Annotated in this window: 24 protein-coding genes; 10 read left to right on the top strand and 14 right to left on the bottom strand. The window is 51.5% G+C overall.

From position 1 onward, the window contains the following. The first annotated feature begins 73 nt into the window (after positions 1-73). Positions 74-511 (top strand): hypothetical protein, encoded by a 438-nt coding sequence (locus CLFS41_RS03575; protein ID WP_007868952.1) that lies wholly within the window; start codon positions 74-76, stop codon positions 509-511. Positions 512-588: 77 nt separating this feature from the next. On the opposite strand, the gene CLFS41_RS03570 is transcribed toward CLFS41_RS03575, so the two are convergent. From CLFS41_RS03570 to CLFS41_RS03550, 5 genes are all read right to left on the bottom strand, one after another. Next, on the bottom strand, positions 589-882 hold the full coding sequence (locus tag CLFS41_RS03570) for a hypothetical protein (protein ID WP_040417322.1): 294 nt from the start codon (positions 880-882) through the stop codon (positions 589-591). A gap of 5 nt (positions 883-887) precedes the next feature. Next, on the bottom strand, positions 888-3,302 hold the full coding sequence (locus tag CLFS41_RS03565; protein WP_045091473.1) for a ribonucleoside triphosphate reductase: 2,415 nt from the start codon (positions 3,300-3,302) through the stop codon (positions 888-890). A gap of 314 nt (positions 3,303-3,616) precedes the next feature. After that, positions 3,617-4,894, bottom strand: a complete 1,278-nt coding sequence (hflX, locus tag CLFS41_RS03560) for a GTPase HflX (RefSeq protein WP_040417325.1) — start codon at positions 4,892-4,894, stop codon at positions 3,617-3,619. Position 4,895: 1 nt separating this feature from the next. Next, positions 4,896-5,882 (bottom strand): tetratricopeptide repeat protein, encoded by a 987-nt coding sequence (locus tag CLFS41_RS03555; RefSeq protein ID WP_007868964.1) that lies wholly within the window; start codon positions 5,880-5,882, stop codon positions 4,896-4,898. A 6-nt stretch (positions 5,883-5,888) separates the two neighbouring features. Next, positions 5,889-6,428 carry a hypothetical protein gene (locus CLFS41_RS03550; RefSeq protein WP_330363696.1) on the bottom strand — a complete coding sequence of 180 codons (540 nt, stop codon included), beginning with the start codon at positions 6,426-6,428 and terminating at the stop codon, positions 5,889-5,891. Between the two features lie 161 nt (positions 6,429-6,589). On the opposite strand from CLFS41_RS03550, the gene CLFS41_RS03545 reads away from it, so the two are divergent. Next, the gene (locus CLFS41_RS03545; RefSeq protein WP_007868982.1) at positions 6,590-6,838 is read left to right on the top strand and encodes a helix-turn-helix transcriptional regulator; all 249 of its coding nucleotides are present in this window, start codon (positions 6,590-6,592) and stop codon (positions 6,836-6,838) included. Positions 6,839-6,989: 151 nt separating this feature from the next. Continuing rightward, positions 6,990-7,316, top strand: coding sequence for a helix-turn-helix transcriptional regulator (locus CLFS41_RS03540; RefSeq protein WP_007868984.1), 327 nt, complete (start codon positions 6,990-6,992; stop codon positions 7,314-7,316). 144 nt (positions 7,317-7,460) lie between these two features. Here the strand turns inward: CLFS41_RS03540 and CLFS41_RS03535 are convergent, their stop codons facing one another. From CLFS41_RS03535 to rbr, 6 genes are all read right to left on the bottom strand, one after another. Then, the gene (locus CLFS41_RS03535) at positions 7,461-8,084 is read right to left on the bottom strand and encodes a manganese efflux pump (protein WP_007868987.1); all 624 of its coding nucleotides are present in this window, start codon (positions 8,082-8,084) and stop codon (positions 7,461-7,463) included. A 64-nt stretch (positions 8,085-8,148) separates the two neighbouring features. After that, positions 8,149-8,937 (bottom strand): SMC-Scp complex subunit ScpB, encoded by a 789-nt coding sequence (gene scpB, locus CLFS41_RS03530; protein ID WP_347467485.1) that lies wholly within the window; start codon positions 8,935-8,937, stop codon positions 8,149-8,151. An 18-nt stretch (positions 8,938-8,955) separates the two neighbouring features. Beyond that, positions 8,956-9,750, bottom strand: a complete 795-nt coding sequence (locus tag CLFS41_RS03525; protein ID WP_007868994.1) for a segregation/condensation protein A — start codon at positions 9,748-9,750, stop codon at positions 8,956-8,958. 135 nt (positions 9,751-9,885) lie between these two features. Beyond that, positions 9,886-10,764: a metallophosphoesterase gene (locus tag CLFS41_RS03520; RefSeq protein ID WP_007868997.1), complete on the bottom strand. Its 879-nt coding sequence runs from the start codon at positions 10,762-10,764 to the stop codon at positions 9,886-9,888. A 16-nt stretch (positions 10,765-10,780) separates the two neighbouring features. Then, positions 10,781-11,452: an HAD family phosphatase gene (locus CLFS41_RS03515; protein ID WP_045091471.1), complete on the bottom strand. Its 672-nt coding sequence runs from the start codon at positions 11,450-11,452 to the stop codon at positions 10,781-10,783. A 185-nt stretch (positions 11,453-11,637) separates the two neighbouring features. Further along, positions 11,638-12,237 carry a rubrerythrin gene (gene rbr / locus CLFS41_RS03510; RefSeq protein ID WP_045091470.1) on the bottom strand — a complete coding sequence of 200 codons (600 nt, stop codon included), beginning with the start codon at positions 12,235-12,237 and terminating at the stop codon, positions 11,638-11,640. A gap of 166 nt (positions 12,238-12,403) precedes the next feature. On the opposite strand from rbr, the gene CLFS41_RS03505 reads away from it, so the two are divergent. From CLFS41_RS03505 to CLFS41_RS03480, 6 genes are all read left to right on the top strand, one after another. Continuing rightward, on the top strand, positions 12,404-12,913 hold the full coding sequence (locus tag CLFS41_RS03505) for a helix-turn-helix transcriptional regulator (protein WP_045091469.1): 510 nt from the start codon (positions 12,404-12,406) through the stop codon (positions 12,911-12,913). Positions 12,914-13,104: 191 nt separating this feature from the next. Continuing rightward, positions 13,105-14,217 (top strand): extracellular solute-binding protein, encoded by a 1,113-nt coding sequence (locus CLFS41_RS03500; protein WP_007869008.1) that lies wholly within the window; start codon positions 13,105-13,107, stop codon positions 14,215-14,217. Positions 14,218-14,457: 240 nt separating this feature from the next. Continuing rightward, a complete protein-coding gene (locus CLFS41_RS03495; protein ID WP_045091468.1) occupies positions 14,458-15,558 on the top strand; it encodes an ABC transporter ATP-binding protein in 1,101 nt (366 codons plus the stop codon). Further along, positions 15,555-17,219: an iron ABC transporter permease gene (locus CLFS41_RS03490; protein ID WP_007869013.1), complete on the top strand. Its 1,665-nt coding sequence runs from the start codon at positions 15,555-15,557 to the stop codon at positions 17,217-17,219. The genes CLFS41_RS03495 and CLFS41_RS03490 overlap by 4 nt, the downstream gene beginning before the upstream one ends. A 124-nt stretch (positions 17,220-17,343) precedes the next feature. Continuing rightward, on the top strand, positions 17,344-19,071 hold the full coding sequence (locus tag CLFS41_RS03485) for a histidine kinase (RefSeq protein ID WP_007869015.1): 1,728 nt from the start codon (positions 17,344-17,346) through the stop codon (positions 19,069-19,071). Then, positions 19,064-19,861, top strand: a complete 798-nt coding sequence (locus CLFS41_RS03480; protein ID WP_045091467.1) for a response regulator — start codon at positions 19,064-19,066, stop codon at positions 19,859-19,861. The genes CLFS41_RS03485 and CLFS41_RS03480 overlap by 8 nt, the downstream gene beginning before the upstream one ends. A 20-nt stretch (positions 19,862-19,881) precedes the next feature. On the opposite strand, the gene CLFS41_RS03475 is transcribed toward CLFS41_RS03480, so the two are convergent. From CLFS41_RS03475 to CLFS41_RS03465, 3 genes are all read right to left on the bottom strand, one after another. Continuing rightward, positions 19,882-20,655, bottom strand: coding sequence for a suppressor of fused domain protein (locus tag CLFS41_RS03475; protein ID WP_045091466.1), 774 nt, complete (start codon positions 20,653-20,655; stop codon positions 19,882-19,884). A 51-nt stretch (positions 20,656-20,706) separates the two neighbouring features. Beyond that, on the bottom strand, positions 20,707-21,852 hold the full coding sequence (locus CLFS41_RS03470; RefSeq protein WP_045091465.1) for a diguanylate cyclase: 1,146 nt from the start codon (positions 21,850-21,852) through the stop codon (positions 20,707-20,709). 121 nt (positions 21,853-21,973) lie between these two features. Continuing rightward, a complete protein-coding gene (locus CLFS41_RS03465; protein ID WP_007869024.1) occupies positions 21,974-22,801 on the bottom strand; it encodes a MerR family transcriptional regulator in 828 nt (275 codons plus the stop codon). A 118-nt stretch (positions 22,802-22,919) separates the two neighbouring features. On the opposite strand from CLFS41_RS03465, the gene CLFS41_RS03460 reads away from it, so the two are divergent. Further along, positions 22,920-24,248, top strand: coding sequence for an MATE family efflux transporter (locus CLFS41_RS03460; RefSeq protein WP_045091464.1), 1,329 nt, complete (start codon positions 22,920-22,922; stop codon positions 24,246-24,248). The last annotated feature ends 57 nt before the right edge of the window (positions 24,249-24,305 follow it).

Here is a 24,305-nt window from a genome sequence, read left to right as displayed (position 1 = left end):
TTTTTTATCTCTCCTCTCATATTTCCCCCTGTACCATCATAAGCTTTAACAAACTATCTTAGAGGTCCTGACTATGAGCTCTAAAACCAAAATTGTGGTGCTTCGGATGAAAGAGATCATCTACACTGCAATCTTCGTAGGCCTTGCTATCCTTTTGATCACTCTCTGTTTCATCATGTTCCGCCCCAAAAAGGACGCCGCTGCTGTCTCTGCCAATGTCATCAGCTATGTCCCCGGCGTGTACAGCGCGGCACTGACTCTGGGCAGCGAAAATGTGAACGTGGAAGTAACCGTGGATGCCGACCGCATTAACTCCATTGACCTGGTTCCCTTAAGTGAAGCTGTCACCACCATGTATCCCCTGATGCAGCCCACCCTGGATGATCTGGCAAGTCAGATTGTAAGCACCCAGTCCACAGAGAACCTTACATATCCAAGCGCATCCCGCTATACCTCTACCGCACTTTTAAACGCCATCAATACGGCTCTGGACAAAGCAAAGGTAGATTAGCAGGCAAAAAAACAGCATCCTGAATATTGCAAAAAGCCGCTGCCCCAAACTTCAGGGGCAGCAGCCCTCTTTTGCTGTCAACTTTCCTTACGGAATTTTTTACTTTTGAAAACATATACATGGGCCACCAGGGTGGCTGCAAACAGGACCAGCAGAGCCATCTCCACCTGCCTGGGCAGACGGTTCATGCCCACTCCAAAGCTGCAGGCGGCATCGATGAGGAAGATCCACTTCTCAGCCCCGTACACCTTATCCAGATCATAATCTTCTTTCTTCGTGGATCCCACAAACATGAGGAAATCATTCCCTGTGAACAGATCGATCCCCTCTGCCAGGCACAGGGCCCCCATAAACATAAACAATAAATCCATTCTCTTTACCCTTGCGCTTTCGCGGTATCTGTATCCTTCTGCTCCACAAACCTGCGGATATTGGAAGCATTGGCAAACTTCTGGATGATACCGTCCCTGACGATCACCAGCGTGGGAGCCTGCATGATTCCAAATTTCTCCGCCAGTTCAGGGCGCTCCTCGGCATCCACCACCTGGTAGTCCCATCCCTTCAGAAATTCCTTGGCCGACCTGCAGTTTGGACATGTCTTGGTTGTAAACAGATACAGCTGAGCCGGAGCAGATGCCTTCTCGGACTTCACCTGACCGGGCTGAGCCGGCTTTACAGCGCTCTCCGCCACGATCCTGGACACTCCGTGTTTTAACTTGGAACGGCCGATATCATAGGAGGTGCGGTCCTTGTATTCCTGTGTCTTGCCCTCGTTCCAGTTCTGGACCGGACGGTAGTACCCCGTGATCCTGCTGTAAACTTCCGCCTTCCCGCCGCAGATCGGACAGGTGAAATGTTCACCGATCAGGTATCCATGGCTCTTGCAGATAGAGTAAGTCGGTGACATGGTATAGTAAGGCAGCTTATAATTCTCGGCAATGGTGCGCACCAGGTTCGCTGCGGCTTTCCAGTCAGGCAGCTTCTCCCCCAGGAATGCATGGAATACGGTGCCGGATGTGTACAGGGGCTGAAGTTCATCCTGGATATCCAGGGCATCGAATACATCCGCGGTATAGTTCACTGGCAGATGGGAGCTGTTGGTGTAGTAAGGGGTCTCACCCTCCCCGCCGGCTGTGATGATCTCCGGATAACGCGCCCTGTCGTGCTTAGCCAGGCGGTAGGAGGTGGACTCCGCCGGTGTGGCCTCCAGGTTATACAGGTCTCCGTACATCTCCTGGTAATCGGACAGACGCTCCCTCATATGGTTCAGCACATCCTGGGTAAACTTCTGGCATTCTCTGCTGGTAAGATCCTTTCTCACCCATTTGGCATTCAGTCCGGCTTCGTTCATGCCGATCAGTCCAATGGTGGAGAAGTGGTTCTCAAAGGTCCCCAGATATCTTCTGGTGTACGGGTAAAGTCCCTGGTTCAGCAGCTTGGTGATCACCTGGCGCTTTGTCTTCAGGGAGCGGGCGGATATATCCATCATATGATCCAGCTTCTCATAGAAATCAGCCTCGTCCTTGGCCAGGTAAGCGATCCTGGGCATATTGATGGTGACCACGCCCACGGAACCGGTGCTCTCGCCGGACCCAAAGAATCCGCCGGTCTTCTTGCGCAGTTCACGCAGATCCAGACGAAGACGGCAGCACATGCTGCGCACATCGCTTGGCTCCATATCGCTGTTAATATAATTGGAAAAATAAGGTGTTCCATATTTGGAGGTCATCTCAAAGAGAAGTTTGTTGTTCTCTGTCTCCGACCAGTCAAAATCCCTTGTAATGGAGTAGGTGGGTATGGGATACTGGAATCCTCGTCCGTTGGCATCTCCCTCTACCATGGTCTCAATAAAGGCCTTGTTGATCATATCCATCTCGGCCTTGCAGTCCTTGTACTTAAAGTCCATCTCCCTGCCGCCCACAATGGCATTCAGCTCCGCCATATCATTGGGTACGGTCCAGTCCAGGGTAATATTGGAAAAGGGAGCCTGGGTGCCCCAGCGGCTGGGGGTGTTCACGCCATAGATAAAGGATTCAATACACTTCTTTACCTCCGGATAGCTTAAATTATCTACTTTTACAAAAGGAGCAAGATATGTATCAAAGGAGGAAAATGCCTGGGCTCCCGCCCATTCATTCTGCATAATGCCCAGGAAGTTGACCATCTGGTTGCACAGCACGGATAAATGCTTTGCAGGGGATGAGGTGATCTTTCCTGTGATCCCGCCCAGTCCCTCCATCAGAAGCTGTTTTAGGGACCAGCCCGCACAGTATCCGGTGAGCATGGACAGATCGTGAAGATGGATGTCCGCATTGCGGTGGGCATCGGCGATCTCCTGGTCATAGATCTCACTGAGCCAGTAATTGGCGGTGACGGCGCCGGAGTTGCTCAGAATAAGACCGCCCACTGAGTATGTAACCGTGGAGTTCTCCTTTACACGCCAGTCTTCCACCTTTACGTAGCTGTTGACCACGTCCTTGTAATCCAGGATGGTGCTGTTCATGTTGCGTATCTTTTCTCTCTGTTTTCTATATAAAATGTAGGCCTTGGCCACATCTGTATACCCGGTCTGCTCAAGGACATGCTCCACACTGTCCTGGATCTCCTCAACGGAAATCCTGCCGTCCTTCATCTTATTCTGAAAATCCGCAGTTACCCTTAATGACAGCAGCTCCAGAATCTCATTATTGTAATCCTTCTTTGTTGCCTTGAATGCTTTTTTGATCGCTTCCGTGATCTTGTTCAGACTGAACTCCGCAATCTCCCCATCCCTCTTTGTTACCTGAATCATACCACTTACTCCTTTCAAACCCTCACTACTGCCTCCCGGCTCAAATAGCCCATTCCACAGTGCCTGACGCCAAATCAGGAGGCATTAACTGAAAATATACGGCCCGCCCCAACCGGAGCGAGCTACGAACTCATTATAGCAGACCGCAAGGAAAAACACAATATCTATGCATAACTTTTTGCATCAAACTAGATATTGTGTCTTATTACCTGTACTTATAACTATTTTATCAAATCCCCGCAAAGCCTTATTCCGCCTGCCTTTGCGGCACAGGGCCGTCCATGGGGGGCGTTTTAAAAATGCGATCCGGGAACTCAGTCGGAATAAAGTCCCGCAAAAAGTTCTGCGGGCACATATGCTTTGACAGCAATGCCGTCATCTCTGTATTCCTCTTCCAGCAGCTGTCCGTATTTGCGGATGGTCTGGATGCGCCCGGCCTGGGAGTAGGCATATACCTTTTCCAGAAGGACGCGCCTGCTTCTGATAATGGTCAGAAATATTTTCTCCAGCTCATCCAGCCCTTCTCCGGTTTTAGCCGAGATCCTCACCTGGTAGTCTGAGGAAAAATCTCTTGGAACCTGCTGCAGGGGCTGTCCCTCCGATTCCATTTCCCTGAACCGGTCCGTCTTGTTAAACACGGTCACAACCGTTTTGTCCACGATCTCCAGCTCCCGAAGCGTCTCCTTGACCACATGCATCTGCATGTCCATCTGGGGATTGGCGCAGTCCACCACATGAAGGATGATATCGCTGTAGCGCGCCTCCTCCAGGGTGCTCTTAAACGCCTCGATCAGATGGTGGGGAAGCTTGCGTATAAAGCCCACCGTATCGGTTAAAAGGATCTGCTGCCCGTCCTCCAGATAAAAGCTTCTGGTGGTGGGATCCAGGGTGGCAAACAGCTTATCCTCCGCCAATATGCCCGCTCCTGTAAGGCGGTTTAACAGAGTGGACTTTCCCGCGTTGGTATAGCCCACAATGGCGGCTGTGAGGGCGAAATTCTTCTCCCGCTGCTGCCTGGTCACTTCCCTGTGCCGCTTTACATCCTCCAACTCTTCCTTCAGCTGCCCGATCCTCTGGTGGATCAGACGCCGGTCTGTTTCCAGCTTTTTCTCTCCCGGTCCCCTGGTCCCGATCCCGCCGCCCAGACGTGACAGGGAGTTGCGCATTCCAACCAGGCGGACGGCCCTGTATTTTAACTGGGCCAGTTCCACCTGGATCTTTCCCTCCCTTGTGTTGGCCCGGGCCGCAAAAATATCCAGGATGACCATGGTCCTGTCCATCACCTTGGTGTCCAGGGCATCCTCCAGGTTCCTCAGCTGCGCGGGTGAAAGTTCATCATCACAGACCACGCCCGTGGCGCCAAGTTCCCAGATCAGGTCCCTTACCTCATCGATCTTGCCCTTGCCAAGATACGTGCCCGGATGGACCCTTTCCCGGTTCTGCGTCACTCTGGCAATGGTCACGGCCCCTGCCGTGGCTGCCAGTTCCTCCAGCTCGTCCAGGGATGCCTCTGTGTGGTCCTCCTCCCCGGTGCTCACCGCTATCAGTATTACCTTTTCCTGTAATTCCTTTAAATCGATCAAATCTGCCATCCTATCTTGTTTTCAGGAACGCGATCTCGTGTTCCGCATCTTCATTGGAGCCAAAGGCGGTTACGTACTCCTCAAACAGCTCCAGGGCCTTCTGGTATTGGTTTAAGTATTCGTAGGCCACGGCCCTGTTATACGTCAGTTCCTTTAAAAGAGCCATATCTGAGGACGCATCCTCGGGCAGGGCTGCCGCTGCCTGGACCGCGGATGTCCCGGTGCCCAGCTCATATCCGGTCACCAGCGTTTCATACCCCTGCTCAAATGAATCAAGAGCACCCTGGTAGTCCTCCTCAGCCATCTGGCAAAGGCCCATCTGGTTATAAATCTGCCCATGCTTCATCCCTTCCTTCAGTGCATCCTGGTAAAAGCCCATGGCCTTTTCGTATTCTTTTGCATCCACATATGCCCCGCCTGCCGCCACCAGCGCTTCCATCTTTCCGGCCGATGCCTTTGCATCCTTTTCCAGAGCCGCTCCCGCCTGGTATTTTGCAACGGCATTTTCCGTATCCCCCATCTGGGAATAGCACATGCTCTGTGCATACAGATAGGAGGCTGTGGATGGCTCCATCTCTAAAAGCAGGTCATAGGTGTGGATGGACGCCTCATAATCCCGGAGCTTATACTCTGCCTCCGCCCTGTACATCAGGACATCGCTGTTAAATCCTTTGGATCTCTTGCCCGACTTTTCCAGGGCCGCGTCAAAGTCCTCAATGGCTCCCGCGTAATCCCCAGAAGCCATCTTCTGGGTTCCCTCCTGGCGCATCTGCCGCTTCTTGGAAGAAGCCACGGAGGAAACCGCCCGGAACGTACCCACGGCGATCAGACCAATGAGAAGGACGCATACCGCCCAGGCAATGACCGCCTTCATCACCCTTATCCTCCTGCGCTTCCTCCTCTTTGCATTGCTGCCCGGCTTTCCCGCCCCCTGGTAATATCCGTTTCCCTGGGGCCTGCGTCCGCTGTAATTTCCCCGTCTTCCCCGATTTGCCATATTCACCTACCTCGCATCCGTGCTTCCAAACCCGCCGTTGCGTGAGTCTTTGCAATCATCATCCACAGTGATCCCAAAGGGAAGAAAGATCCCCTGGGCAAATCCGGTCCCGGCTGAAAGTTCCACGGTCCTGCCCTCATTGGTGTCATTGGTCATCTTGACAAACATATGCCCCTGGTTGTCCGAATAAAAATAATCGCTGTCAATAATTCCCACCGTATTATTCAGCTGCAGGCGGAATTTAAAGCCCAGGCTGCTCCGCGGAAAGATCTGAAGCACCCATCCCTCCTCCATCTGGGCACGCACGCCGGTTGGGATCTTAAGCGTCTCCCCCGGCTTTAAGTTCACTGCCACCGGCGTAAAGAAGTCATATCCCGCAGAGCCTGACGTGGCGCGGCGGGGAAGCCTGATATCCTCATAGATCTCCCTGATCCGCTCCGCCGGTGTGTCCGGAAATGTATCAGCCCAGTCAGCCTGGAACTGTTCAAAACTTACTTTATAAAATTTAGCGATTCTCTGCATGATGCCTCCTGTTTTATATTTCATGAATAAAATGTCCTTATCAGTCTATCATAATCCCATGGATTTTTCTACTTTATTTTTCCATGCTTCAGTATTAGAATCCCCTACTTATATAAATTCATTTACAATGAGATGGATACTTCATTTTTAGAAGTATACGATACTGACATAATAGAGGGAACTTCATGAAAATCTCGTATAACTCTGAACCGAGAAAGAATCTCATCGGCGAGCAGATTTGCAGACTGCGCAAAGAAAGGCACCTGTCGCAGCGGTCCCTGGCAGCAAAGCTGCAGGTCCTTGGATACAGTTTCAGTGAGCTTACCATTTTAAGAATTGAAAAAGGCCAAAGGCTTGTCACTGACATTGAACTGAAGATACTCTGCAACTACTTCAACGTCAAACCAAATCAGATGCTGGGATTCGATGATTGATGCCGGTCCTTGTTACTGTTATTAAATTGTGCGGCCATATTCACTATATAATGCATAATTTATACATTGTTTTTCAGCCTAATGTTTTTTTCACCGCTAGGATACAATAATACAAAAGATTTCCTAGAATTCAGACAATGGTGGTGAGAACATGAGTTTTGAGCTGGAACGCATTGAAGAACTTTGCCAGGAACGCGGATGGAGTCATTACCGCCTGGCCATTGAGATGGATACATCCCCTAACAACATAGGCAACCTGTTCCGGCGCACAACGGTTCCCAGCATTCCTACCATCAGGCGTATCTGCGATGTGATGGGGATTACCATTGCCCAGTTTTACAGCACGGACGGTGTGCAGATGACCCTGAACCCGCAGCAGAAACGGGTGCTGGACCTGTACGATAAGCTGGACCAGACGGACAAACTGAGGGCCGAGGCTTACATGGAGGGCCTGTCAGCCAAGGATCAGTCCCATTAGAACAGACACGTGCGCCGCCGGGCGCACCACCCAATAAGGCATGGCTCCGGTTCCCACCAAAGCCATGCCTTAAATTTATATTACCTTATTTGTAACTGTTCAGGACATCCTATTTTCCCGCGGTCCGGAACTGTTACCTTTATTTTAAAGCACCTTCATCAGGGCTAGGATCATAAGCAGTACCCCGCTGATCCAGGACAAGTCGCATTTCCATTTGGACGCCACTTTACCGCCCAGCCACAGTCCGGCATACATCATGCAGACGCCCACTACAAAGGACAACCCCAGGGTGGCGCCTGTGGGGAGGTTCAAAAAAGCGGCCATGGTCCCCGCCACCAGGCTGTCGATGGACATTGCCAGGGCAAGAAAAACAGTCTCCTTCCATCCAAGTGAAAGGGATCCGTCCACATCCGCCGCCATGGGATCCCCGTATATACTCACAATCACCTTTAGCCCGGAAAGGTTAAAACTCAGGTTTCTCCTGATATGGCAGTTGCGGTTGATAAACGCTTTGATGCTGTAATCCAGGAGCTTGACAAATCCCAGGGCAAACAGGCATACAAAGCAGATGATCTTGGTAAGATCCTCAGGCATAAAGGCATCTATCAGACTCCCCATCCCCAGGGCCAGGCCCAGACAGCCGCTGCAGATCCCATTGAGCAGCGCCACCTTTCCCCATGTGACATGGACCCGGTTTGCACCATAGGCCAGGCTTGCCACAAAGGTATCTGTACAGAGAGCAAATACTAAAATCAGACTTCCAAACATGATCTCATCTTTTTCTTTTTATTTTATTATATTCCTCAAGTCCATGTTTGGGAATCTCACTTCCTCACTCTTCTTTTGTGGCAGCCGCCTCCTCCAGGGCCGACAGCCCTGTCTCCTCCAGCTTAAGCTGCAGCTCTTCCTCCACCTGTGCCTTGATCTCCGCTTCCTGTTCCGGGTTTATGTCAGGCAGGTCCTGGACTGAACCGACCCCAAACCGTCTTAAGAATTCCTCCGTGGTGGCAAACAGTGCCGGCCGGCCCGGGGCATCCAGGCGGCCCACCTCATACACCAGATTATACTCCACCAGACGGTTCACCGCATGATCCGACTTTACGCCCCTTATCTTCTCTATCTCCATCTTAGTCACCGGCTGTTTATAGGCAATGATGGAAAGAGTTTCCAGCACTACCTCGGTCAGTACCTGCTTTTTGGGCGTGGCGGCTACCCGGATCAGGTTTTCATAATAGTCGGATTTGGTGCACATCTGGTAGCTGTCCTCCAGCTGGGTGATCTCCATCCCGCCTTTGGATCTTCGGTACCGCTCCATCAGACGCTCCACCGCCCGTTTTGCCACTGCCTGATCCTGGCCGATGGCCACTGCCAGCCGGCGCAGCTCCACTGAATTTCCCATGGTAAAAAGAACAGCTTCAATAATGGCTTCCTGCTCTTTTTCATTCTCAGTGGGCGGAAAGGTAAACTCCATCTGTTCCGGCCCTTCCTGGGGCTGCGCGCCTCCATCCCTGCCGGCAGTGGCCGCTCCCGTACCCGCTGTGCTGATCGTCTTGCCGGCCTTTGTCTTAAGGCTCCCTGCAGCTGCTTCCAATGCTTCCACTTTATCCTTCTTGCTCATCATTCACCCATCCACTTATCATTAAAAATCGTCCATTCCCTCCAGGTCCAGATCCATGTCCCCGTCATCCTGATCCAGGGCCTCTATCTCCATATCCCCGAAGGTTTCTTCCTGCTTCAGCTGGATCTTGCCGATCTTCATCAGTTCCAATACGGCCAGGAAGGTGACCACCACTTCCAGCTTGTCCCCCTGCCCTTCCAGTAGCTGCCTGAAGCTGAAATGCCTCCTGCCTTTTGCAAAGGTGAGAAGCTGACCGATCTTCTGCTCCAGACTGACCGGCTCCCTTTTTATAGTACCGAAATTGCTTCTGATGGGGTCGATCTTATCCTCCTTGCGCTTCATCACCTGCTCAAAGATCCTCTGGAGCTTGGCCAGAGTGAGACCGTCCAGCAGTCGGTCCAGATCCACGGGCGGCTCATATTTTGCCACCTCAGGCGGCAGGGTGGAGGGCTTATACAAATGCTTCTGAGCCCCATCCTCCCGGTCGGCCAGTTCGTCCGCCATCAGCCTGTACCGCTTATATTCCAATAACCGCTGTACCAGTTCAGCCCTGGGGTCGATCTCTTCCCCTTCCTCGTCCACTTCCTTGGGCAGCAGCATTTTCGCCTTGATGTCTAACAGCGTGGCTGCCATGACAAGGAACTCGCTGACCACGTTCAGGTCCTCCCGCTCCATATGGCGCACGTAATCCAGGTACTGGGCCGTAATATCCACAATGGGGATATCATATATATTTACCTTGTTCTTTTCAATGAGATGGAGCAGCAGGTCCAGAGGGCCCTCAAAATGCTCCAGCTTGTATGATATGGTCTCCATGTGTCCACCTGTTCCCATTTATTGCTGAATTGCAACTGTTCAGGACGGCTCATCTTTTTGACCGGAAAAGCCGTCCTGGACTGTAACGCTGAATTTTATATTATCACAAATCCCTCTCTGTTTACAAGGGTCCTGTTATTTCCGCTGTTTTTTAAGGTACACCACCACCAGCTGTGGCCGGTTGTTTAACCGGATATTGATGGAGTGGGTCCCCAGTCCCCGGCTCACCACCATCCGCTTTCCCTGCTGTTCAAAATCCCCGGCGCACCAGGGCAGAAAAAACTGGTACTGGGGCGTCATGACTCCTCCCAGCACGGGAATCCGTATGGTTCCCCCATGAAAATGACCTGCCAGGGTCAAATCGGCCCCCCAGGCCGCATAGTCCGCAAAGTAAAGAGGTGAGTGGGCCAGAAGGATCCTGAACCTGTCTTTTCCTTCCACATGGTCTGTCCGCCCCAGCTTCCGGTCCAGATATTCCTTTCCCATGGAGGGCATTTTCTGGTACAGGGCCTTCCGGTAATAGCGCTTGCCCAGATCGATCCCAGAAATCAGGACATCTGTTCCCAAAGCCGCGGTTTCATCCTCCAGGTACACCACTCCCATGCGTCTTAAAGCGCTTTTGTATTCCTCATACAGAGTTCCGTATACGTCCCGCTCCCAGGTCATACGGTTTTCGTGGTTGCCGTTTCCATAATAGACCGGATACCGGTCTGCCAGCTGCGAAATCAGTTTTATGGGGACGCCCACATCCCCCGTCCCCTTGCACACCATCATATCGCCGCCGCACAGGACGGCGTCCGGTTTTATGCCGCGGACCGCCTCCACCAGCTGGCAGTTGTCCTGCCCGAATTCATTGTTATGTAAATCCGACAAAAACACAAGGGTCCTGTCCTGATCCAGTTTATCTGATCCCATGGTCACTGCTTCCACGGAAAAATGTTTCTTCTCATATTCTGACAGGGCCAGGCAGGCGCAGCCCAGCCCGGCCATCCATGCTGCCGCTTCTTTCCACATATAATAGTTCTTCCTCTTAATACTCAAATGTTCCGTTTTTAAACAGACCGATGACATCGGACAGCACATCACACCGGGCTGCCAGCAGTCCGGATAGTTCCTCATCCGGCTCATCCTGGTCCGGCACCATCACGGGAAGGAACCCGCCCGCGAAGGCTGCCCTGATCCCGTTAAAGCTGTCCTCCAGTACCATACACTCCTTCGGATCTTCCCCCAGGGTGCCGGCTGCCAAAAGGAAGATCGCGGGATTTGGCTTCGCCTCCTCCACCATGTCTCCATATATGTAATGGTCAAAATATCCTTCCACCCCTGCACTTTTTACATTTCCCTGGGTCCACTCCCGTCCGCTGGCCGTGGCCACTGCGGTCTTTATATTATGGGACTTCAGGTATTCCAGCAGTTCCTTAAGCCCCGGCTTAACCGGCGCCCCGTTTTTTTTCACCCAGTGATAGGAATACAGCCGCTTTTCCTCGCATATGGAATCAAAATCAATGTCAGGGCCATACTGCCTGATGAACGCCTCTTTCACCTTATCCGGCTTCGTCCCCCTCAGATCCCTGAAAAAATCCTTTTCAAATGTTATATTGTGCTTTGCCGCCGCTGTCTCCCAGCCCTCAAGCACAAGCCGTTCCGTATCAAACATAAGACCATCCTGGTCAAATATGACCGCCTTTACTTTCTTTGCCATGGTTCATTCTCCTTTTGCTCCGGGCGCCTGTCATCATAAGGGACTGGACAGGCCACTGCCCAATGCCAGTCCCTTTGTCTATGATATTCCTCTATCATGTCTGCCGACATTATATCATCTGCACCCGGCTTTGTAAAATCAAATTTCGCGGGGGAATATGCGCCAGAGCGTGTTTGGATACGGTTCTAAGCCTTGAGGAACCAGGGTGAAAGCTCCTGCCCTGCAAAATATCCCTGGTCATGGTGGCAGACCGGACAGAACTGGGGCGGTTCTTCCCCTTCATAAATATAGCCGCAGTTGGTACAAACCCAGCTGTTCTTTTCCTGGCGGTCATAAAGCCTTCCCTCGCCTAACAGGCCGGCCAGATACTGAAAGCGTTCGCCGTGGGTCTTCTCAATATCCGCGATCATGCGGAAGGATGCTGCGATCTGGGCAAATCCCTCCTTTTCAGCAACCTCTGCAAAGGATTTGTACACCACATCATGCTCCTCATACTCATTGTGGGCAGCGGCATTCAACTGGGCCAGGGTATTTTCCTCCAGATCCACCGGATAACCTCCGTCAATGAATATGGTCTCCTTATCCAATGGCTTCAGATAGTTGTAAAAAATCTCGGCATGTTCCTTTTCCTGGTTTGCCGTGTATTTAAATACCATCTCCACCATGGGCATTTTCTGCTTTTTTGCCAGCCCTGCCGCAAAGGTGTAGCGGTTCCTTGCCTGGCTTTCGCCGGCAAATGCCCTCATCAGATTTTTTGCTGTTTCGCTTGTCTTAAAATCCGTCATAAAAATTCCTCCTTTTCTCAGTCGTGGTACCTGAATCTATGTTCACTCCTAACTATGCCCTGAAACCTTCTCTTTTATTCCCATTTTTACCAATCATTCTTGTAATTATAAGGCCCCCATGATATAATCCATTTATTGATAATAACGATTTAAGGAGGAGTACACTATGATCCGCTATGACCGCTTATGGGCCACCATGGAAGCACGTGGAATGACCCAGTACAGACTGATCAAACAGTACAGTTTCAGCGCCGGACAAATCGGCCGCCTGAAAAAGAACATGCACGTATCCACCCACACCCTTGACACCCTGTGCTCCATCCTGGAGTGCGATATCAGCGACATCATAGAGTATGTCCCCGATGAACTTCCCCAGCCAGAGGAAGTGCCGGCCGGCCAGAGCGCAGACACCCCGGATGATCGTGATCAGGCAGAGGGTCCCGGTCAGGAAGGGGATTATGACCAGGGAGAAGATTCCGGCCAGGGAGAGGATTCCGGCCAGGAGGACACGCCTCCGGCCAAGCAGAAAAGGTCCGATCCGGCCAAGGGTGACAAGCCTGAAGCGGCCAAGAACGACAAACCCAAAAAAGCAGGCAAGTCCAAAAAGGGCGAAAAGGGTGATAAAAAATCATCCAAAGACGGGAAAAAGGGAAAAGACAGCAAGAAAAACAAATAAACATTCAGCCATATCCGCAGGCGGTCCGAGAATTTTCACTCTCTTCAGACCGCCTGTTGTTTATTTTCCACCTTTTTGATGTATTGTCGGATTTACTTTCCACGGACAAATGCTAGAATTGAGATATGAGAAACAACTGTTGATAAAACAAAGAACTGTTGATCAAGCAAGAGAGGGAGGAGCGATTTAGAATGAGGAAGTTTCAGAAAGTATCAGCATGTATCATGGCAGTAGCCCTTGCAGCCACAGGCTGTTCCGGCGGCAGTACCGGCACAAAGGCACCGGCTGAGCCGGCCAAGACAGAGGCGGCCGGGGAGGCAAAAGCACAGGCGGCAAGCGGTGAAGCGGCCGGGGAAGAGGATCCCGTACTGGTGGTTTACACGGCCCGCAGCGAGGCCCTGAACAATGCTGTGATCCCTGAGTTTGAAAAGGATACGGGCATCAAAGTTGAAGTTGTGGTGGCAGGGACCGGCGAACTTCTTAAGAGGGCCCAGTCAGAAAAGGATAACCCTCTGGGCGATATCTTCTGGGTAGCTGACCAGACCATGCTCTCCGCTTCCAAGGACCTGTTCATGGAGTATGTCTCCTCCGAGGACGGCAACATGCTGGAGGCATTCCGCAATACCACCGGATATTTCACACCTGCATTTGCAGACCCAACGGTCATGATCGTAAACAAGGACTTAAAGGGCGACATGAAGATCGATGGCTTTGAGGATCTTCTAAATCCTGAGTTAAAGGGCAAGATCGCTTTCGGCGACCCTGTAAACTCCAGCTCCGCATTCCAGTCCTTACTGGCCATGCTTTACGGCATGGGAAAGGACGGCGATCCCCTGTCAGACCAGGCCTGGGATTATGTGGACCAGTTCATCGCCAACCTGGACGGCAAGATGTGCAACAGCTCCAGCCAGGTATACAAGGGCGTGGCCGAGGGCGAGTATGTGGTAGGGCTTACCTGGGAAGATCCGGCAGCCAACTATGTTAAGGAAGGCGCAGCTGTAGAGGTTGTATTCCCGGAAGAGGGAGCCATATTCCCCGGAGAGTCCGTACAGATCTTAAAAGACTGCAAACATCCGGAAAACGCCAAAAAATTTGTGGACTACATGCTGTCCGAAAAGATTCAGAACGCAGTGGGCTCCAACCTGACCGTCAGACCCCTTAGAAAGGACGCCAAGTTAGCTGACTATATGACACCACAGTCTGAAATTAAACTGTTTGATAATTATGATGAGGGATGGGTTGCTGAACACAAGACAGAAATCACCAATCTGTTCAGCGAGCACATGGAGACATCCATGGATTAATGATTCCCGTCTGTTAAAAGGACTGCCCTGGACCTGACCACCACTCTGCCGCGGTGCCGTACCATGTTTGCGGTACGGGACCGCGGCACCAACCGCCTCCCCCGGCGGGAGTCGGTCAGATATGGCAGTCCTTTTCTGTTCCCAAAATAAGCTTTTCTGTTCCCAAAATCAGGACAATATCCGCCCGGGCGGTCGGGAGAAAGCCGGACGGACGCTTAATATTAAGGAGGATTTACAGGTATGAGTGTAGCGATCAACATTGAAAATGTCATCAAACGTTTTGGCAAGGACACTATTATAAACGGCCTTTCCCTGGACGTGCGGCCCGGTGAATTTTTTACTCTTCTGGGCCCTTCCGGGTGCGGAAAGACCACTCTGCTGCGCATGATCATCGGCTTTAACTCCATTGAAGGCGGCGAGATCAAAATCGATGGCAAGGTCATCAACAACATTCCCACCAACAAAAGGAACATGGGCATGGTATTTCAGAACTATGCCATTTTCCCCCACATGTCCGTGCGCGACAATGTGGCCTTTGGATTAAAGAACAGGAAAATGCCTCAGGCCCAGATAGAATCCCAGGTGGACGAAATACTGAAAGTGGTAAAGATCGATCACCTGAAAAAGCGTATGCCCTCCAAGCTGTCCGGCGGCCAGCAGCAGCGTGTGGCTCTGGCCAGGGCCATTGTCATCCATCCGGAGGTCCTTCTCATGGATGAACCCCTGTCCAACCTGGACGCAAAGCTGCGTGTTGAAATGCGCAATGCCATCAAGCGGATCCAGCAGCAGGTGGGCATCACCACCCTTTACGTGACTCATGACCAGGAGGAGGCCCTGGCCGTATCAGACCGGATCGCTGTCATGAACGGAGGCGTCATCCAGCAGATCGACACCCCAAAGAACATTTACCAGCGCCCTGCCAATCTGTTCGTGTCCACCTTTATCGGACTCTCCAACATCCTTGACGGCGCCATTGAAACCTCGGGCAATACCACCCTGGTGCGCATGGGCGATTACGCGGTTGCCATGGATAACCTGAGCAGCTCCTGTGTTAACGGCCAGCCTGTCAAGGTGTCTGTACGTCCTGAGGAATTTATCCTGAACAGGGAGGCGGACCAGGGCATACCTGCCATTGTGCGAAGCAGCGTATTCCTGGGAGTCACCACCCACTATTTTGTGGAAACAGCGGACGGAAAAGAGATGGAGGTTATCCAGAATTCCGATATATGGGATATCATCCCTGACCACACCCCGGTACGCCTTGGGGTTCAGCCGGCTAAGATCAATGTATATAACCAGGACGGCAGCGAAAGCCTTATTGTCAGGAGGGAGCATTCATGAGGTATGCAGGAGAGAAAAAACTGAATATATGGATCGTCATGGCACTGGGAATCCTGGCCCTGTTCCTTCTCTTCGTGGTCTATCCCCTGGTCCTTGTGCTGTATAAAAGCGTGCTTACCGAGGAAGGTAAGCTGAGTTTTAGCTACTTTACAAAATTCTTTGCAAGAAAATATTACTGGAGCACCCTGGTGAACAGCTTTAAGGTAACTATTGTCTCCACCCTGGTGGCCGCGTTTTTAGGCCTGATCATGGCCTATGTGCTGCGGAGCGTAAAGATCCGTGGCAGCAAGTACCTGAACATCCTGATCGTGATCTCCTATCTCTCACCGCCATTTATCGGAGCTTACGCATGGATCCAGCTGCTGGGCCGCAACGGTTTTATCACCAAGATCCTCAACAGCCTGTTCCAGGTCAAACTGGGAGGCATTTACGGGTTTGCCGGCATTGTGCTGGTATTCTCACTCCAGTCCTTTCCATTGGTATACATGTATATTTCAGGTGCATTAAAAAACCTGGACAATTCCTTGAATGAAGCCGCGGAAAGCCTGGGATGCACAGCGTTCCAGCGTGTCATACAGGTCATCATTCCCCTGGTCATGCCCACCATGCTTGCCAGCTCCCTGCTGGTATTCATGAGGGTGTTCTCTGATTTCGGCACCCCCATGCTCATCGGCGAGGGATACAAGACCTTCCCGGTGCTGGTCTACAGCCAGTTTATGGGGGAGGTGAGTACGGATGACCATTTTGCGGCAGCTCTCTGTGTGATCGTCATTGTCATAACCCTGGTATTGTTCTTCTTCCAGCGCTATTTGGGAAACCGGTTCACCTACTCCATGACCGCCTTAAAACCCATGGAAGCGGAACACTGTACAGGGACCAAGAATATCCTGTCCCACCTGTTTGTGTATGCAGTGGTGTTTGTGGCCATCCTGCCGCAGCTGACCGTTATCTTCACCTCCTTCCTGGCAACAGGCGGAGGCACGGTTTACACCGGAGGCTTTTCACTGGAAAACTACAGGAATACCCTGTTCTCCAAGAACAACAACGGCGCTATTTTCAACACCTACCTGTTTGGCCTGTGCGCCATTGCCATTGTGGTGGTGCTGGGAATCCTTATCTCCTATCTCACCGTGAGAAAGAAATCCTTCCTCACCGGCATACTGGACACAGTGACCATGTTTCCCTATATCATCCCTGGATCCGTACTTGGTATCTCCTTCCTGTATGCATTTAACAGCAAACCCATGCTCCTCAGCGGCACGGCCATTATCATCATCATTTCCCTGTCCATCCGGCGAATGCCCTACACCATCCGCTCCAGCACGGCCATCATCGGCCAGATCAGCCCCAGTGTGGAGGAGGCTGCCATCAGCCTGGGGTGTACGGAGACAAAATCCTTTGTAAAGATAACCGTACCCATGATGATGTCCGGCGTGCTCTCAGGCGCTATCATGAGCTGGATCACCCTGATCAGCGAGCTCAGTTCCTCCATCATCCTCTACACCAGCAAGACCCAGACCCTGACCGTGGCCATCTACGCGGAAGTTATCAGGAGCAATTTCGGCAATGCGGCTGCTTATTCCACCATACTGACATTGACCAGTATCGTATCCCTGCTGGTGTTCTTTAAGGTAACGGGAAGCAACGATATCAGTATATAGAATCAGCATATAGAAGGATCCCTGTCTGGAACAGGAACTGAAACTATGGTATAATTAAGTTTACGGCCGCTCTCCTGGCTAAAAGAAGGGCGGTCGGCAGACAGAAGCTTAACAGGAGGCACTTATGGCAGCCAGCAATCAGTACAGGGATTATATTAAACGTTCCTTTCTCAGATATTCGTTTTCCATTATCAGCCTGCTGTTTGTGCTGGTGGGACTGTTTCTGTTCATCAATGTGGAATGGATCAGCGCCGGAGGAAATAAAAAGAACAACGCCCTGCTGGCAGAGATCCTGGACCGGCAGGTGGGCGATTATGAGAAAGGGCTGGTCCGGTTCACCTCGGATTACAGGATCCTGGAAGCCCTTAAGGACAAAGACAGCGGCCGGGTTACCGAGGTAAACCGGCTGCTTTATGAGTTTTCCACCCGGCAGTCCATCCGGTGCAGCTTTGTGCTCACGGACAGCGGCGGCACCATCGTTAGCTCCAACCTGTTTGAGGGAAACCGGGACATCTTTTTAAACAGCACGGTTTATCAGAGTTTATTCGAGAAAATGGCCCTTGAGCCGGATAAGATCTTCACCCTGCCAAGCAGGCTCAATTATGCCCATGGACAGGAGGGGGATCTGATCTTGTCCCGGGCTGTTTCAGACTCATCAAAGGTACTGGGGTATCTTTTTTTTGATCTGTCGGACGAACAGATCTATGAGACGGTTAGGAACTATCCCCTGGATGACGTGATCCTCACGGACCGCTATGATAACCTGATCTTTTCCATCGGCAGGCAGAGCGCCGATCCCATGGAGAAGTATCCGGCAGGCAAGTACAGGATGGAGTGGGAAAAGGGAAATGTGGTCAGGGTAAACGGCAAGCACTACCACGTACAAAAGGAAATGCTTCCGGAAAGCACCCTGGTGCTGTACACCCTGGTGTCCATGGAGTTCCAGAGGACCCTGGTGTCCTACGGCATGCTGTTTCTGGGCCTGGTGGGTATACTGATGCTGGTCATGATACCGCCGCTGACCTTTCGGATCACCAGGAAGAATCTGGAGGCCATTGATGAACTGCAGACCTCTGTGGCCGAGATGGGCCGTGGCAACATGGACTATAAGCTCAAGGGTCAGGTGTTTGATGAGTTTAAGGTACTGGGGGACGCGTTCCGCAAAATGGTCCTGCAGCGGGAGGAGCTGATGCTGCACAACAGTGAGCTGGCCGAGCGCAAGCGGGTGATGGAGATCAAGCAGCTGGAGGAACAATTTAACCCTCATTTTATCTTTAATGTGCTGGAGACACTGCGCTACGAGATCGTGATCGATGGAGCTAAGGCCTCCGACATGGTCATGGCTTTTGCCAACCTGATGCGCTACAGCATCTATTACGGAAGCACCATTGTCCCTCTTCAGACCGATATTGAGTACATCAACGACTACCTGCTCCTCCAGAAAATGCGCTATAACAGACGGCTGAACTATCATATCGACATACCGGAGGAGCTTTTGGGGTGCAGGATCCCCAAACTTTTACTCCAGCCCGTGGTGGAAAATTCCCTTGTCCACGGGATGAAGGATATACACTCTGTTTCCGTCACCATCAGCGCATGGATGGCAGAGGGGAATTTAAAACTCTGCGTGGAGGATAACGGCAGCGGCATCAGCAAAGAGAAACTGGAGGAGCTCAGGGAAGGCCTGGAGCAGGAGGACATTTACAGGGAGCATATCGGGCTGTACAATTCCCACCGGGTGGTAAGACTGCTCTACGGGCCGGCTTACGGTATGGCCATTGACAGCAGCCCGGGCAAGGGTACAAGGGTGGTCATCACCCTTCCCGCAGAGATGGAGGATGGTTATGTATAAAGTCCTGATCGTGGAAGATGAAGATATCATACGCAAAGGCCTGATGTTTATGGTGAACTGGCAGCAGGCCGGCTGTGTGGTGGCCGGTGAAGCCGCGGACGGCCTGGAGGGACTGGAGAAGATCAGGGAAACCAGGCCCGACATCGTAATCGTGGACATCAACATGCCGGTCATGGACGGCCTGGAAATGCTGGAAAAAAGCATACGGGAATACGGATTTGACGCCATCATTGTGTCCGGGTACAGCGAATTTGAATATGCCAGAAAAGCCATCACCCTGGGGGTGACAGAGTATCTGCTAAAGCCTGTAAACTTTAATGAACTGTATGATGCCCTTGGAAAGATAATCCAAAAACAGATGGCTGCCGCCAGGCTGCGGGATGAGATGAAGCAGATCGACATGGAAAAAAAGAAACTGGGGATCCTGGACTCCCTGTCCCCGGAGGAGCTGGCCGAGGGTAATCCCCATGTGGAGTTCATGATGGATTACATCAGGGAACACTACTACTCCCGGGTATCCCTGACAGATGTAAGCGAACAGTGCGGCATGTCCTGCACATATCTCAATGCCAAGTTCAAAAGCGGCACGGGCTACACCTTTAATGATTTTCTTAACCGCTACCGGATGCAGAAGGCAGTGGAGCTTTTAAAGGAAAATAAATACAAGGTCTACGAGATCGCAGACCTTGTGGGATTTTCTGACTATAAATATTTTATCAAGGTATTTAAAAAATACATTGGCTGTTCCCCTGTACGCTTTATCGAGGGCGGGGGGAATCCTCCTGAATAAGGGCCGGGACTTTCAGTGGGTCATGAAACCTTAAAATCCTCGCAGTAATTGGGCCGGCGGATATCCAGCACCATGGGCAGGTTTCCGTCACAGAACCGCTTATCCAGTGCTTCCATGCCGTATTCCAGCTTGTACTCGATCTCCTCCTTGTAGGCGGGAACCACCATATAGAAGTTGATCTCTCTCCCGTCTTCCGCCTTCATGGAGCCCATGTCACCGCCGGTCTGCACCAGGACCACCCCGCCCATCCGGGTATCCTGGCATAAGGGTTCATAATCCGGGCCGTTGGGTATGGTGTGGCCCCAGCCCAGCCAGGTACCGTACTCATGGGGAAACCGGGCCAGGTACTTGATCAGCCGTATGGGCCAGTACTGGGAATCCGGTATGTCGGAGTCCAGCTGCCCTGTCTCCCCCGGGTTCCATTCCTTTGGAAGGAACATAAAAAGTTCCCCATATTTTAGATCTTCCCTGTGGGCGATCTCCTCAGGCAGGGTCATGGGCAGGTCGCTCATACCGGTGGTGTACATCACATAGTAGGGTTTGTCCTCTCTGGGACGCATGATATTCACGTCAATGTGGACCAGATCCGACAATATCTCATGAAACACAAATTCCTCCCGGTCCGGAAACAGGGCGCCAAAATGTCGGGTGATCTCCTCCCCGTACTCCCCGTAAGCCTGGGGGGGACGCCACTCCTTGTCTTTCTTTTCATCATAATGATAGATCGGGCTTCCTCCCTTTGATACCGAATCAGCCTTTGGTCCCTTTTTCAGAAGCTTGTCCAGCAGTCCCATTATTATCCTCCTATTCTTTTTCGTGTACTCTCGGAGTCTCCCGGGGTACACTTACGTCTTTTTGTCTTCATAATATTTCTGCTTTTTCATATACATGTTCTTATCCGCCCTGCGGCATGTACTGAACAGGTTGTCATCCGCCTCCTCATCAAAGATGGCCGAACCCCAGGAGAATGTAAACTCCGGCCGAAAGGCCAGCTTGTCAAACTCCTTTTTAAGACGCGCCACAAAATCCTCGATCCCGGCCTGGGTGGCTTTTGGCATCATCACCACAAACTCATCACCGCCAATACGGTACATGACCCCTTCCCCGGTATGCATGTTCAGATAGGCCTTGGATATACATGTGATGTACCGGTCTCCCACATCATGGCCCAAGGTGTCGTTAATATGCTTTAAGCTGTTCAGATCGATCAGGATAAAACCGATCCCGGATTCCATCTTTTTGGCTTCCAGGTTATTCATATCCAGCTGATAAGCATTCCTGTTCTTAAGCTGGGTCAGATAGTCCATGTTGGACATGTCCCTGTAAAATGGGTTGGAAATACGCCGGAACAGGAACCTGGATACCAGGCAGGCGATCAGGCTGAACAGCAGGATAAACACGGGAAGGGCACGCCTTAAGTTCTGGTACGTCCTGTACTGATGGTCTGCCCTGAACTCAATCCCGATCACTCCGATCACTTCATCCCCCTCATAGATGGGCATATATGTAATGAAGATCTTTCCCCAGTCTGTTTTCTTGATCTCCTCCGGCATCACGATTTCACCCTGCATGGCGCGCTCCATGTCCGGATAAATCTCCCGCTCAATGGGGTCTCCGGGGTACCTGAAATCCTCTGCTCCCGGATCTAGACAGTCTATGACATACACAAATTCCCCGTTCTCGTCCATCTTAGCAGTGTAAAGGTACATGACCCCTGTGATCTCCCTGACCCGCTGGAACCTGTCATGCATCCTGGTATAGTTTTCCTTGAGCACATCCTCCCGTGTGGAAATATGCTTAAATGTATCCGGTTCAAAGCGCTCCCCGATATAGGTATAGATATGCTCCGCCTGGTCATTCAGGCTGCGCAGCATATCCCGGTAGGTAATCTTATACTGAACCATAAATATGGAATAAGATAAAAGAGCCACTATGACAGCGGTAAATACGGAAACCTGGATATCCACTCTTCTCCACATGGCTGATCTCATAATAACAGTTTCTCCTTTGCAGGCATCTGGCAGCATTCCCCTGCTTTTCCCAGTAATCTACTGTTATTATAACCTTCTGCTCCTGGTTTGTCCATGTGTGTCAGGAGACTTTTATATCTCTTTAACCTTCTGTTCCCTCCACCGGGACCATTACTTTCACAATATAATCCTCATAATCTGTCACGGTCAGCTCGTCCACCATCAGGTCCTCATACCACATCCGGCCGGTGGACAGCCCCCTATGCCTGGCAAAATCCGAGATCAGCCTGTATGGTATCTCCATATTCCAGTTATACCCCTTGTGGCACATTTCCACATAGTCTCCTCCCGGCCGCATCATGACCTTGGAGGACGAGGCTTTTTTCTCCAGCCTTGTATAAACTTTTACATACCGGTCATAGATCCCCTGCTCCAAATCCTCCCCCAGGCAGATGGAGCCCACGGCTCCCATGGCTCCGTGGTATTTCTCCTGCATCCTCACGTGTTCCGCTATGTCCACCGCCACCTTCCGCTCATCCTGGGCGCTGACATCGGATACCAGAAGGAAGTCCGCCCTGCGCTTCACCAGACTTGGGGTATCCAGGCTGGTGGTCAGCGCTTCCCTGATATTCTGCTTCTCATTGCGGATAAACCGCTTCATGTTCTTAAGGCGTTCAATCTCCTCATCGATCTGCGCCTCCTTATTATCCATCATGGCCATGAACCGCTCCGGGGAACGGTTCTCCATGTATTCCTTGATCTCCTCCAGGGGCATGCCCAGCTTCTGGAGGGCCTTGATCACCTCGAACACATCCATCTGCCAGACAAAATAATACCTGTATCCGTTTTCCCCCTTCAGGGCCGGGGACAGAAGGCCGATTTGGTCATAGTGGAACAAAGTGTGTTTTTTCACTCCCAGTATCCTTGCAAACTCTCCTGTTGTAAAATATAATTCTGAATGATTTTCCATATTCAATCTCCTCTTGACTATCGGGTAACCCTATACTATATGATAATACCTGCGGCTGAATTTAGCAACCTTTTAACAGCTCTCTTGTTGGGAGCCAGTTTACAAACAGGAGTTTATTATGAGTCATTCGTTATCTAAAAAATTCACATTCGGGTCGCTGCTTATGTTTGCCCTTCCCACTACCATTATGATGGTGGTCATGTCCCTGTATACCATTGTGGATGGTGTGTTCGTGTCCAGGTATGTCAGCACCAACGCCCTGTCATCCATCAATATCGTATACCCTGTGATCAACATTGTCCTGGGTATCAGCGTGATGCTGTCCACGGGAAGCAGCGCCATTGTAGCAAAAAAAATGGGCGAAGGACGGCCGGACAGCGCCCGACAGACCTTCACCACCATTATTTTATTAAATATCGGGCTGGGGCTGGTCATTGCCCTGTTTGGGAATCTGGCGGCCGTCCCCCTGTCCCGTCTCCTGGGTGCCAGCGAACTTTTACTGGAGGATTGCGTCACCTATCTCCGCTGGCAGCTGGCATTTGCGCCGGCCCTTATGCTCCAGATCCTGTTTCAGATGTATTTTGTCACCGAAGGCCGCCCCGGGATCGGGCTGTTCCTCACCCTGCTGGCAGGAGTCAGCAACGCGTTACTGGACTATCTGCTGATCGTGCCCCTTGGACTTGGGATCGCAGGAGCCGCCATTGCCACGGTGACCGGATATATGATACCGGCTGTCATCGGTCTTCTCTACTTTGCGTGTTCCAGAAGGTCCTTGTGGCTGGTACGTCCCCGCATGGAACGGGGAGAACTTAAAGACACCTGCATCAATGGTTCCTCCGAGATGGTGACCAATCTGTCGTCCGGCATCATTACCTTTCTCTTTAACCTGGCCATGATGCACTTTGCTGGGGAGGACGGTGTTGCGGCCATCACCATCATACAGTACTCCCAGTTCCTGTTAAACGCCCTGTTCATGGGATTTTCACAGGGTGTGTCACCGGTCATCAGCTTTAACTACGGAAGCAAAAACCACAATCAGCTCAAGCAGGTGTTCAGGACCTCCCTTATATTTACAGCGGTGACCTCCCTGGCCACATTCCTGCTGGCCCAGATCACAGGAAGCCTGGTGGTGGGAGTCTTTGCCAGGCCCGGTACAGCGGTCTACACCCTGGCCCGACACGGATTTACCATTTTTGCCTTCAGCTTCCTGTTCTCAGGCCTGACCATCTTTGCCTCGGCTCTGTTTACAGCCCTTTCAGACGGACGCATATCCGCTGTCATCTCCTTTGTGCGCACCTTTGGCCTTATTATCACAAGCCTTCTGGTGCTGCCGTTCCTGATCGGTATTGACGGAGTTTGGCTGGCCATCCCCATTGCGGAGTTCGGAGGAGTGATACTGAGTATCTATTATATGAAGAAACTGAAGGACGTCTACCGCTATGCGTAAATCATCTGATGTCACCCTACACCCATCGATCTGACTCCGTTGTTCAGACTCTCTTGT

The sequence above is a fragment of the Clostridium sp. FS41 genome (assembly GCF_000954015.1).
Lineage (GTDB): Bacteria > Bacillota > Clostridia > Lachnospirales > Lachnospiraceae > Enterocloster > Enterocloster citroniae.
Note: the sequence above shows the minus strand (reverse complement) of the source record. Positions and strands in the feature narration are given on the sequence as shown.